Below are 12,771 nucleotides of genomic sequence, written 5' to 3' on the forward strand. Positions count from 1 at the left end.
ATGGCCGCTCCTTTCTCATCTATTTTGCGCTTCTCGCAATAAAATTACTCTCCGGTGTTTCGTTTTGCAAGAACCTCAACTAATAAAAATAATCCTGTCTGCCTGAATAAGAACGATCAAGTTAAAATCGATTATATTGAAACGCCCCAAGGACAATCCATGCGCGCTCCGCTACTTTTCCCAATGCCTTGCCCACTTCTATCAAATTCAACAAGCTTGTTGCGCGCATCACGTTTGGGATTAATCGTGCTGACGCTGGTATCAAGCATTACTACCGTACAAGCGCAATTCGTAACTAAAACCACTCGTATTAATCCCGTCGTCAAATACGATATTGGTTATGACATCGTCAGTCCAATCCATGCGCAGCATGGGATGGTGGCGAGCGAACAAGGCTTAGCAACGCAAGTTGGCCTAGATATGCTAAAGCGTGGCGGGAATGCGGTCGATGCTGCGGTGGCGGTTGGCTTTGCGCTGGCGGTGGTGTTGCCAAATGCAGGCAATATTGGTGGTGGAGGTTTTATGCTAATCCATGATGCCAAATCGGGTAGAGACATCGCACTGGATTTCCGCGAAATGGCACCCATCAAAGCAAGCCGCGACATGTATCTGGATAAAGCAGGCAAAGTCATTCCAGGCAAATCACTCTACTCGCATTTGGCGATTGGCGTACCTGGAACTGTCGCCGGATTGACGCAGGCGCTAAGTAAATACGGCACCATGAGATTATCAGATGTCATTGCACCTGCGATACAACTGGCAGAACAAGGCTTTGAGGTAAGTCCACATTTAGCCAGCATCCTCGACGCAGAATATGATCATTTGGGTGCGTGGGAATCAAGCAAAGCGATCTTTTTTAAAAATGGCAAACCTTTGGTCGCTGGTGAAAAATTAATCCAAAAAGATCTGGCTGCATCCCTCAAGTTAATTGCAAAAGAAGGCGCAAGTGCTTTTTATCAAGGGGCCATCGCAAAGAAAATTGTTGCAGAAATGGCGCAGCATGAAGGCATTATCAGTGCAGAAGATCTGAAAAATTATAAGGTCGTCGAGCGCGAACCCGTCAAAGGTAATTATCGCGGCTATGAAATCGTGTCCATGCCGCCACCCAGCTCAGGCGGCGTACACATCGTACAAATGTTGCATATTCTTGAACACTTTCCGATTAAAGAACAAGGCAGTAACAGTGCACAAAACTTACACCTGATGGCGGAGACCATGAAGCTCGCTTATGCCGATCGTTCTGAATATTTGGGCGACCCGGATTTTGTCAAAGTACCTATTAAAGCACTGACATCGCGCGCCTATGCTGATGAGTTATCAAAGAAAATTAATCCAGAACATGCAACGCCGTCCGATCAAATCAAGCCCGGTAAACTAGCGCCTTACGAAAGTGATCAAACTACCCATTTTGCTACAGCAGATCAGTATGGTAATGTCGTCGCAACCACCTACACGTTGAATCTGAATTTTGGTAGCGGCATCGTTGCTAGCGGCACCGGCATTACCTTAAATAATGAAATGGATGATTTCTCCGTAAAAGCGGGTGCTCCCAACGCGTTTGGATTACTTGGTGGCGATGCCAATGCGATTGCGGCATACAAGCGCCCGCTCAGCTCAATGTCACCGACAATTATTTTAAAAGACGGACAACCATTTTTGACCACAGGCAGCCCAGGTGGCAGCCGGATTATCACCACCAGTTTGCAAATTATTATGAATGTGATTGACCATGATATGAATGTTGCCGAAGCCAGCATTGCGCCTCGTATTCATCATCAATGGATGCCAGATCAATTGCGCGTAGAAAAAGGGATCAGCATCGATACCTTAAACATACTGGAGCAAAAAGGTCAGCATCTGAAATTGTCACCGACTATGGGTCGCACACAAACTATACAAATGAGCAATCAGGGATTTGATGGTTATTCAGATCCGCGCAATCCTGACGGAAAAACTTTGGGGTATTAAGGTCAAATTTAAATGCGTAGAAATTTAAACGGGTACAAACTAATCTGTGCGGCTTAAAGAAATGAATAGCTACGAGTATCGCTTATTTCTCCAGTTATTCAATATAAATACTCTCCCCAAGTATATTTTAGTTGTCCAGGTAATTACTGGACAATAAGCCATATTTATAAAAATAATAGGGGAGTATATTTATATCAGCACATAATCTTCGAAACCAAATCAAGTGTTACGCAAACAAAAAAAGGACGCCGAATTGCGTCCTTTTTTGCTATTTTCTAATCGAAAAAGCGACTAAGTCATCTGCTTACACTGGCGTCGGATCGGGTATGTGTTTGATCGCGTCATGTTGATGATTTTGGATTTTGTCTTTATGTTTAATGACTTGTCGGTCTAGTTTGTCGATGAGAGTGTCGATGGCGGTGTAGAGATCTTGTGCCAGGCTTTCAACATGAATATCTTTGCCACTGATGTGCAGATTAATGTCTGCTTTATGGCGTTTTTCCTTTTCTTTGAGCTTATCCACGGTCAGGATGACGGCGATATCAATTACTTGATCGAAATGCCGCCTGATACGTTCAAGCTTATTTTGCACATGTTCACGAATTGCAGGAGTTACTTCGAGGTGATGTCCACTGATGGTGAGATTCATACTACGCTCCTTGGTAATCTTACTTGTTACAAACATTTTATCTTAACTCAATTAATGTAAATTTAATCAGACGATGAATTGGCAGACTAATATTTAAATTATTTATTGAGCTAAATTATATATAGCAACATACGAGGATATTTCAAGAACAAGTTACAAAGATTTGCGCAGGCTTACTGGCGGGATTTTCAAAGCTTCGCGATATTTGGCGACTGTACGTCGCGCAATTACCATGCCTTGTTCTCCCAGCATGTCTGCAATCTTGCTGTCAGAGAGTGGGATTTTCTGGTCTTCTGCTCCTATCAACTGCTTGATGAGTGCACGTATCGCGGTGGATGATGCTTCCCCCCCTGCTTCCGTCGCGACATGGCTACCGAAGAAATATTTCAACTCAAACATACCATGCGGGGTCAGCATGTATTTTTGCGTCGTTACACGAGAAATAGTGCTCTCGTGTAAACCCAGTGTATCAGCAATTTCGCGCAACACAAGTGGTCGCATTGCAACGGCACCGTGCGTGAAAAAATTACGTTGTCTTTCAACTATCGCTTGTGAAACCCGTAAAATCGTATCAAAGCGTTGCCGCATATTTTTGATTAGCCAGCGCGCCTCTTGCAATTGGGAACCTAGCGTACCGTCACCACGATTTTGCTTCATGATGCTGGCATACATACTATTAACACGTAGCTTTGGCATCACATCTTGGTTGAGTAATACTTGCCAGCCGTTCACTGTCTTTCTGACGATCACATCCGGCACGACATAATCCGAAGCGGCCGCGGCAAATTCAGCACCCGGTTTGGGATTACATTGACGAATAACCACTTGCGCTTCGCGTAAATCCTCGTCATCACAATTGAGAATTTTCTTCAACTTATTAAAATCTCTTTGAGCGAATAAAGTGATGTGGTTCTCAACAATTTTTTGCGCCAGCCGACGCGTCACAAAAGGAATTTTAGGGAAACGTTTAATCTGCAAGGCCAGACATTCGGATACATTTCTGGCACCGACACCGCTAGGGTCAAAGTTCTGCAACATGTTCAGCGCAAAGGATAATTCTTCTGGCTCAACACATAACTCCAACGGCAAGCTGGCATGAATTTCTTCCAGTGTTTCCATCAAATAGCCATTGGTATCCAAGGCATCAATCATCAGCTCAATCAGAGCCCGATCTCGCGGCTCACGGATGTTCAGCCGCATCTGCTCCAGCAAATGATCTCTGAGGCTGGTTTGCGCTGCCTCTAATTGCGGACGTCCGTCATCTTCTTCTGACGATTTGCTGCCTTGAGGAACATCATCAAAGCTCCACTCTTCTTCATTCGCGCTGGTACTATCGGCAGAGGCAGCGACTTCGCTAAGGTCGGCATTTTCAGAACTGGCACTTGCTGTAGCAGCATCGCCATTCTTTTCTGGCGCGGCGAATTCAGTTTCAGAATTATTCATAGTCGCACTGATGGCGCCGTCGGCAAGCAAGCGCACTGCATTATCCATAGGATCATCTACCCGCTCCAACATGGGATTGTCGGAAAGTAGATTTTCTAACTCTTGATGTAGCTCCAGCGTGGACAATTGCAGCAAACGGATAGATTGCTGCAATTGCGGCGTTAACGCCAAATGCTGTGACGTGCGCAGTTGCAGGCTTTGCTTCATCATCATATGGCTTCCCGCTACATGCGGAAATGCTCTCCCAAATAAACTCTGCGGACGGACTCATTATTGATGATGTCGTCGGGCTTACCTGCGGCAAGCACTGCACCTTGATTGATGATGTAAGCGTGATCACAAATACCCAAGGTTTCGCGCACATTGTGATCGGTAATCAGTACCCCTATCCCTCTATCTTTCAGGAAGCCCACAATACGCTGAATTTCAATCACGGCGATTGGATCAACGCCCGCAAAAGGCTCATCCAGTAAGACAAAACGAGGACTAGTTGCCAGCGCCCGGGCAATCTCTACCCTGCGACGCTCACCGCCGGACAATGACAGAGCCTGATTCTCTCGAATACCCTCAATCTGCAATTCAGCAAGTAAGGTGTCTAATTGTTGCTCAATGGCAGCCTTAGTCAGAAATTTACCTTCTGGATTTTTTTGCAATTCAAGTACGGCGCGGATATTGTCCTCTACCGATAACTTACGAAACACTGAGGCTTCTTGCGGCAAATAGGACAAACCCAACTTGGCTCTTTTATGTATCGGCAGGCGTGAAATATCTACGCCATCAATATTAATTTCACCGCCATCCGAGGTGACCAAACCAACAATCATATAAAACGATGTCGTCTTACCTGCGCCGTTAGGACCCAGCAAACCAACGACTTCACCGCTCTTCACATCCAATGACACATCGCTTACCACCTGGCGTGCGCCATAACGTTTTTGTAAACCTTTAATCGACAATGTACTCATCTTGTTATTTGACTTTTTTGTCAGATTTTGGCGCGATGAACAAGGTAGTCCGGCCAGAGCCAGGCACCGTTGTACCGGAACTATTATTCTCAGCGACAAAAAGATCGTTCAGGCTGTCGTAAGACAAATATTCACCCTTTTGTTCTTGAGTGACTACAGTCCCGTCGAGATATTTCACATCGGCTTTAGAAATAAATTTCGTAATCTCGGTTTTGTCATCATACTCAACCCTGTCAGCAACGCCCTCGACCCATAAATCAGCGCCGCCATCTCTTTTTTGGCGGAAAAACACCTGCACTCCCGGTGCTGAAAAAAGCACATAACTAGTACTGGTTGCCGTCTCAGTCATTACGGCACGAGCCGCTTTTACTATTAATGTCCCACGGATAATGATCACATCACCGGTCAACGTAGTTACATTCGTTTTACCGTTACGATCAGATCGGTCTGAGGTGATTGCTGTCATCTTTTGGCTATCTGCTTTCTCAGCAAACGCAGGGGAATGAGTCAACGACAGACTTGCAATTATCAATGCAAATGATATCGATGCTTGATGTTTGTATTTACGTTGATGTTTAAAAAATGTCATGAATATATCCTCATACTGTTACTTGAATTTGGCAACTGATCTACTGTTTTTTAGGCTGGATCTGAATTTGAACTTTACTTAGCAGATTTACTTCCTGAGTTTCATTATTGGCGAACATTCCGATCGCATGCGTTTCCGTATTTTGTGAAAAAAGACTCACTGCCTTGTCAGTTTTCATAATATTCAGATCAGGTAAAAGTAATAAATAGTCGGACTGCAACTCCATGTATTTTGTCGTTGGGCTCTCGGGTCTGGTTACCTTGGCGTGCCCAAATAAGTGAATTTCATCACTATCTCGCGGTGCTATTTTGACGGCTGTCTGCGCATTTTTTTGTTCGATTACCGCTTTGTCAGCTTGCATAAATAAAGGAGTTTTATTTTCGTCGAAGCTATTAATACGCGGCTGTGATATTTCAAAATTATCATAACGCGGACGATGAATTAAGCGATCACCCGAAATACGATAGTTCATTTTCCCCTTGTTTGGCAGCCGAATAAAATTGAAATTTTCAACATAATAATCAGGCTCAATTCTGGTTTGAAGATTTGAGGTATTTTGTACATCATGTTTGCGCATGACTTCTAAAACCCAAAAACTACACAGTACGACAATACCAAGAATCACAATGGATAGCCAAATCCGGAACCGGTCTAAAGAAATAAAGGTTTTCATATTAAAAAAGGCACTAAAGCCTGGTCGTATTTACCTTGAGCCTGCAATATAAAATCACAGACTTCGCGGACTGCGCCGTTACCGCCAGTAGCCCGCGTCACATAATCAACGCGGGAACGTACTTCGGCATGTCCATTCGGCACGCTGACGGCAAAACCAACTCGCGTTAACACGGGTAAATCGATTACATCATCGCCAATAAAACCGCAATACTCTCTTGCGATATTCAGTTCCATACACAACTCTTCAAAAGCAGATCGTTTGTCATGTATGCCCTGGCGCAAATGAACAATCCCCAAATCGGAAGCACGGCGCCCCACAATCGGCGACTGACGTGCGCTGATAATCGCGGTCTGAATACCAGCTTGTTGCAGCAGTCTTATACCTTGACCATCCAGCACATTAAAGCTTTTCATCATTTCGCCCTCAGGGCCAAAATGCAGGCTGCCGTCAGTCAAAATACCGTCCACATCAAAAATCATTAATTGGACTTGGGCTGCCTTGGCAACTCTATTTACTTTCAAGCTCTTCGCTGTCGTTGTCGTTATCGTTGCCGTCATCAAATCACCTTAGCACGAGTCAGATCGTGAATATGTAAAGCACCAACCAACTTGCCTTGTCCATCTGTCACCAGCAACTGATTGATTCTGTGTGTTTCCATAATCTCCACCGCCTCTACCGCCAGTTGCTCTGCGCGAATACTACGCGGATTTTTGTGCATGACTTCGGCAATCACAATTTTAGTAAAATCCTGAACACTCTCCATCAAGCGACGTAAATCACCATCGGTAAAGACGCCAACGACGCGCTGCTCAAGGTCAACTACGGCCGTCATCGCCATGCCTTTTTTGGTGATTTCCATCAACGCAACGGTCAATTTAGTGTCAGGCGTCACTTGAGGAATATCATCGCCGCTGCGCATCACATCACGTACATGCGTCAGCAAGCGTCGACCAAGCGCGCCACCGGGATGGGACCGGGCGAAATCTTCTTCACGGAAACCACGTGCGTCCAGCACCGCAACGGCAAGTGCATCGCCCAGCGCCAGTGTGACTGTTGTACTAGCCGTAGGTGCAAGGTTAAGCGGGCAAGCTTCTTTATCGACATGTACATTTAAATGTACATCTGCCAGTTTGGCCAGACCAGACGTTGGATTACCAGTAAGGGTAATCAATTTGACGCCTAAACGTTTAATGATAGGCGCAATCGCCATCAATTCCGACGCTTCACCTGAATAAGAGATGCCGATAAACACATCTTGCGGCGTTACCATGCCCAAGTCGCCATGCGCAGCTTCTGCCGCATGAACGAACAAAGCAGGCGTTCCGGTCGAGGCGAAAGTTGCGGCAATCTTGCGGGCGATATGGCCAGACTTGCCAATCCCAGAAGCGACGACCCGTCCCTGGCAATGCAACAGCAGATCGGTAGCCTGGGCGAATGCCGCGTAATCGTCAGAAAGCCGAGATTGCAGAACCTTAATGGCGTCTGCTTCTATTTGCAAAGTTTCACACGCTAGGCGCAGCGCACGACGCGCAAAGGCATCGCCAGAAGGAGCCGCTGGCGGGGTTTGTGATGGAATAAGGTTAAAAGTGCTCATCCCCAGAGTATAAACGAATTTGACTAAGCAAAAACTCTGCCAGTTACCATATGTTACCTATATCTAGCCAATACTTGCTTTTTGAATATTTAAATAAATTTTTATTATGAAGATAAAGGATAGTGATAACAGCAAAAGAAACCGACAAATTTTTATATTTGCGATCACCGCCACTAGGCACATACTTAATGAGTATTAATAATAGGACTTATGCAAAAAACAAAACCCCTTACGATAGAGGCACAGAGGAAGAACAAACAAAGGCAGGATTTCGCTGTTCTCCTGATTTTCTCTGTGCCTCTGTGTCTCTGTGGTGAGAGGTCTTGATGTTTTATGTTAGGCCATCTGATCCATGTGAATGGCAGCAAGTAACTTTCGGTTTTTACGTAAATCCTGAATAAATAAGAATTGATCGTTTTGATTTATCGTTTTGATTTAAAAAAAGATTAAGCAATAATGGTCGCATGACCGCACTTGACACCACCCTCCTCTTACTCGCCGCCTCCGTTCTGGGTGTCGTCGCTTTCCGTATGCTGCAATTGCCTCCGATGCTGGGTTATCTAGTGGTCGGTATCTTGATCGGCCCATTTGGTCTGGGGCTGGCAGAAGATAGTGCGGCCACGCATGAGCTGGCCGAATTTGGCGTCGTGTTTTTAATGTTTTCTATTGGGCTGGAGTTTTCGCGATCAAAACTGATGTCGATGCGCAGAACTGTGTTCGGGCTGGGTCTGGCACAAGTGCTGGTCACTATTGTCAGCAGCATGGGGATTGGTTTAGCCGCATCTTACTGGCTGCCCCAACATTTTAATATCAGTTGGGAAGCTGCCTTCGCGCTAGGCGGTGCACTGGCCATGTCGTCTACTGCCATCGTTTCTAAAATGCTGACCGAAAAACTGGAGCTGGAAAGCCCGCACGGCCGACAAATTATCAGCATTTTATTGTTTCAGGATCTGGCATTTGTCCCTTTACTGATCCTGGTACCGGCGCTGGCATCGCATTCCAGCAATTTGATTGAAGCTCTCGCATGGGCCAGCGGGAAAGCCGCTCTGGTCTTGTTTCTGCTGTTATTTGTTGGACAAAAATTAGTACGCGGCTGGTTTAGCATCGTTGTCAAACGCCGCTCGCAAGAACTCTTCATGCTTAATCTGTTGTTGATCACGCTAGGTGCAGCATGGCTGACTGAGCACGCGGGTTTATCCATGGCGCTGGGTGCCTTTGTCGCTGGCATGCTGATCTCAGAGACTGAATACAAGCATCAGGTGGAAGAAGACATCAAATCCTTCCGCGATGTCTTGCTAGGTTTATTTTTTATCACCATCGGCATGCTATTGAATTTACGCCTGGTGTTTGAGCATCCCTTACTCGTGTTGATCTTGCTGCTGGGACCGGTATTGCTCAAATTTTTACTGATTACCGGTCTTGCCAAACTATTTGGCAGCACAGGCAGCGTCGCGTTGCGTACCGGTTTGGGATTGGCACAAGCGGGGGAATTTGGCTTTGTCTTATTAAATCAGGCTGGCGGTTTGCAACTGCTTGATCCGCTGTTATTGCAATTAATACTGGCGTCAATGGTGTTGTCGATGCTGGCATCGCCTTTTATTCTGGCCAAATCTGACGCCATCGTGATGAAGTTGTCCGCTAACGAATGGATGATGCAATCGCTGGCACTGACCCAAATCGCTGCCCGCACCATGAGCACCAAGCGGCATGTCATCGTGGCTGGTTTTGGTCGTAGCGGGCAAAGTCTGGCACGCGTGTTGACCGAGGAAAATATTGACTACTACGCACTCGATCTGGACCCAGATCGCATCCGCGAAGCTCAGACTGCCGGTGCCAATGTATCGTATGGCGACGCAGCTCGGCGCGAAAGTCTGATCGCCGCCGGCATCAAACGCGCCGCCTCGTTGGTGATTACCTACAAAGATACTCAATCCGCATTAAAAATCTTGCATCTGGTGCAAGAACTCAATCCCAGCCTGCCAGTGATTGTGCGTAGTCATGACGATAGCGACATCAATAAATTACGCGAGGCCGGTGCAACCGAGGTCGTGCCAGAACTGATGGAAGGCAGCCTGATGCTCGCCTCGCATGCCCTGGTACAGCTTGGTGTGCCGCTGCGCCGTGTAGTACATCGGGTGCAGGCTGCGCGTGAAGAACGTTATGAATCTTTGCGCGGTTATTTCCACGGTGCCAGTGACGCTGCTGACGGACCAGAAAACATGCAAATTCGTTTGCACACGATTGTTCTGGGTGAGCACGCCAATGCCGTCGGTAACACCTTAGATAAATTAGATCTGGAGAATCTGGATGTAGATGTCACAACGGTGCGCCGTGGCAAGACGCGACTAGAACAAGATCAAGGGAAAAATAGGGGCATCATTTTGCTGGCAGGTGATGTCATCGTGGTACGCGGTACGGCAGAAGCTGTCGCTAGAGCAGAGCAACGGCTGTTAAAATAGCGGGCATTTTTATGTTTGCTCTATCAATTGCTACTTCGGCAATTTGCATCATTCAACCCATTTAAGAAGGCAAGCTGTGATGTTCAATCCATCCGACTATATTAAAGAACATATCCGCACTGTGGAAAACTGGCCACAGCAAGGCGTTATGTTTCGTGACATCACCCCTTTGCTACAAAATCCCAAAGTATTCAGGGTGCTGATCGACATGTTTGTACATCGCTATATGGATGAAAAACTCGATGTCGTCGCTGGTCTGGATGCCCGTGGTTTTATCATCGGATCGGTGCTGGCTTATGAACTCAATCTGGGTTTTGTGCCCATCCGCAAAAAAGGCAAACTGCCCTTCCACACGGTATCCGAGCAATATGAATTGGAATATGGCAGTGCCACGGTAGAACTGCACTCTGACGCCTGCAAACCTGGTGACCGCGTCGTGCTGATTGACGATCTGATCGCCACTGGCGGCACTATGATGGCGGGTAAAAAACTATTGGAACGTCTAGGCGCAGAAGTCGTCGAAGGTGCGGTGATTGTCGATTTGCCAGAACTGGGCGGATCAAAACTGATTCAGGCTAGCGGCATGCCTTTGTATACCGTTTGTAATTTTGATGGTCATTAAGCAAATCAGGAAAATGCCGGGTTGCTATTGTTGTAATCAACAACGCTGAGCAAACCGTCAACACAAAAAAAGAGCCAATTAATTTGGCTTTTTTTACATTTAAAACACATTGCCCAGTTAGATCAAATAATATACTGCACCATGTATTTTTAAGTTGTCCAGAGAATTGCTGGACAATAGGCTATATTTTAAAAAATTAATGGGGAGTATATGAATTCCTTCTGCATTACCTGCCTTGTCAGCTAGCCCAAAACAAGCCCAGCCAACACCTGCTAAAACGCATCAGACATCGGCTTGCCGTACATGCGCGGGAATCCGCGGATGAATAATCCGGAACCATAAAGGCGGACAAAACGCCAGCACCACCATCGCCCCATAACCGCCCGGTAATTGCGGCGCCTCTTCAAAATGGCGCAACTCCTGGTAGCGTCGAGATGCGTAGGCATGATGATCAGAATGCCGCGCCAGATTCATCAAAAACCAGTTCATCAAACGATAGCTGGAATTCCATGAATGCTCTGGACGAACACGCTCATAACCGTTTTCAGTGCGTTGCCGGGTCAAGCCGTAATGCTCGACGTAATTGATCGCCTCCAGCTCACAAAACGCCACGACAGCCTGACCGACAAAAAAACACACACCAGCCCAACCAAAGAGTAAAAACGCTGCCGCAGCAAACACAGTAGATACCGCAGACCAAAGCAATACCTCATTGCGCCAGGCGGACAGTCCACGTTTTTGAAGACGATTTTTTTCGAGTCGCCAGGCATTCAGAGTGTTGTGCCAGACCGCTTGTGGAATAAAGCCATACACCGTTTGCCATAACTTGGCGGACGACGCGTCCTTAGGGGTAGATACGTTCACATGATGTCCATACACGTGCTCAATTTTAAATCCGCCATAACAGACGGAAGACAACAAGATGCCACCAACCCACTGCTCTAAGCGCGTTGGTTTATGGATCAACTCATGCGCCACGGTGATCGCCAAAATCCCCGATACGGCACCGACTGAAAAGATCCAGCCCAGCTTGCCGATCCAATTAAAATCCGTCGTCGTGAACACATGCAAACCCCACCACAGCGACAATAATTGCACCGGCAATGCAGCCAGCGCAATCCACCGATACAGAGCTATATGGCGCACGTTCTCCTCAGGCTGTGAGGTATCTTGACCAACCACGTAATCGATCAGACTCAAAACCCCATACATCACAAAAAAAGGCCAGAACGCAAATAGATTCGGCATCTCCAGAGCACGACCAAATCGCCAGGCATCAAACAAAGACATCGGCACCAACAGGATCAAAAAAAAGCGCAGCGGCCAGATCCAACGCGCAATGAGCGAGGGAGATTGAGCAGGTAAAGATGGCTGTTGGGTCGTCATAGCAAAAACTTTCAGTCGTCGATCAATTAAAACAATATAGCAGGTCAATTAGATTGTTGATGTTGCGATGCATCACGCATGAATAGAATGAATCAGAGGCAAAAATCCAGTGTCTTTGGATTAATACCCATCGAAATATATTCCCTCAACGCCTACTGCGCCAAAACACAATTCTGAATAACCCCGACCTAGACTAGAAACTGATCACCAAGCTTATCGACAATTATTTTTCTTAAAATTGTGACATCAGCACCGTCAAACTGACCCGCAACTGGCAGCGCAAAGTACAGACGTGGCATTCCAAGTGCGCTATACTTCAGCCAATCCGAGGAGCGTTGCGACGAAATCTTGCTATTTCGCCAGGCTTGGATGTTCAACACTGCAACTGCGCTCACGTTACTTTTTTCACTTAGAAAGGAG

At 46.5% G+C, this 12,771-nt stretch carries 11 protein-coding genes and 1 riboswitch; of the genes, 3 read left to right on the plus strand and 8 right to left on the minus strand.

Annotation, left to right across the window (positions count from 1 at the left end; translation table 11 throughout):
* Positions 1-159 precede the first annotated feature (159 nt).
* Positions 160-1,968 carry a gamma-glutamyltransferase gene (gene ggt / locus QN395_RS02075; RefSeq protein ID WP_322121176.1) on the plus strand — a complete coding sequence of 603 codons (1,809 nt, stop codon included), beginning with the start codon at positions 160-162 and terminating at the stop codon, positions 1,966-1,968.
* A 304-nt stretch (positions 1,969-2,272) separates the two neighbouring features.
* On the opposite strand, the gene hpf is transcribed toward ggt, so the two are convergent.
* From hpf to QN395_RS02110, 7 genes are all read right to left on the minus strand, one after another.
* Positions 2,273-2,617: a ribosome hibernation-promoting factor, HPF/YfiA family gene (gene hpf, locus QN395_RS02080; RefSeq protein WP_323492199.1), complete on the minus strand. Its 345-nt coding sequence runs from the start codon at positions 2,615-2,617 to the stop codon at positions 2,273-2,275.
* 153 nt (positions 2,618-2,770) lie between these two features.
* A complete protein-coding gene (locus QN395_RS02085; protein WP_323492200.1) occupies positions 2,771-4,267 on the minus strand; it encodes an RNA polymerase factor sigma-54 in 1,497 nt (498 codons plus the stop codon).
* A 17-nt stretch (positions 4,268-4,284) separates the two neighbouring features.
* Complete coding sequence (gene lptB, locus QN395_RS02090) at positions 4,285-5,025, minus strand: LPS export ABC transporter ATP-binding protein (protein WP_322121174.1); 741 nt, start codon at positions 5,023-5,025, stop codon at positions 4,285-4,287.
* A 4-nt stretch (positions 5,026-5,029) separates the two neighbouring features.
* Entirely contained in the window at positions 5,030-5,614 is a 585-nt protein-coding gene (lptA, locus tag QN395_RS02095) for a lipopolysaccharide transport periplasmic protein LptA (RefSeq protein WP_322121173.1), read from the minus strand.
* Positions 5,615-5,654: 40 nt separating this feature from the next.
* Entirely contained in the window at positions 5,655-6,287 is a 633-nt protein-coding gene (lptC, locus tag QN395_RS02100) for an LPS export ABC transporter periplasmic protein LptC (RefSeq protein ID WP_322121172.1), read from the minus strand.
* On the minus strand, positions 6,284-6,847 hold the full coding sequence (locus QN395_RS02105) for an HAD family hydrolase (RefSeq protein ID WP_322121171.1): 564 nt from the start codon (positions 6,845-6,847) through the stop codon (positions 6,284-6,286). Before QN395_RS02105 ends, lptC begins: the two co-directional genes overlap by 4 nt.
* Positions 6,847-7,884, minus strand: coding sequence for a KpsF/GutQ family sugar-phosphate isomerase (locus QN395_RS02110; protein WP_322121170.1), 1,038 nt, complete (start codon positions 7,882-7,884; stop codon positions 6,847-6,849). Before QN395_RS02110 ends, QN395_RS02105 begins: the two co-directional genes overlap by 1 nt.
* Before the next feature lie 464 nt (positions 7,885-8,348).
* Between QN395_RS02110 and QN395_RS02115 the strand changes: the two genes are divergently transcribed.
* Together QN395_RS02115 and QN395_RS02120 are read left to right on the plus strand one after the other, a co-directional pair.
* A complete protein-coding gene (locus tag QN395_RS02115) occupies positions 8,349-10,343 on the plus strand; it encodes a cation:proton antiporter (protein WP_322121169.1) in 1,995 nt (664 codons plus the stop codon).
* A gap of 79 nt (positions 10,344-10,422) precedes the next feature.
* On the plus strand, positions 10,423-10,965 hold the full coding sequence (locus QN395_RS02120) for an adenine phosphoribosyltransferase (RefSeq protein ID WP_322121168.1): 543 nt from the start codon (positions 10,423-10,425) through the stop codon (positions 10,963-10,965).
* Between the two features lie 282 nt (positions 10,966-11,247).
* On the opposite strand, the gene QN395_RS02125 is transcribed toward QN395_RS02120, so the two are convergent.
* A complete protein-coding gene (locus QN395_RS02125) occupies positions 11,248-12,351 on the minus strand; it encodes an alkane 1-monooxygenase (protein ID WP_322121167.1) in 1,104 nt (367 codons plus the stop codon).
* A 321-nt stretch (positions 12,352-12,672) separates the two neighbouring features.
* Positions 12,673-12,751, plus strand: a riboswitch (S-adenosyl-L-homocysteine riboswitch).
* Positions 12,752-12,771: the final 20 nt, after the last annotated feature.

It is taken from the genome of Undibacterium sp. RTI2.2, assembly GCF_035018705.1.
In the GTDB taxonomy this organism is placed as follows: Bacteria; Pseudomonadota; Gammaproteobacteria; order Burkholderiales; family Burkholderiaceae_D; genus Undibacterium.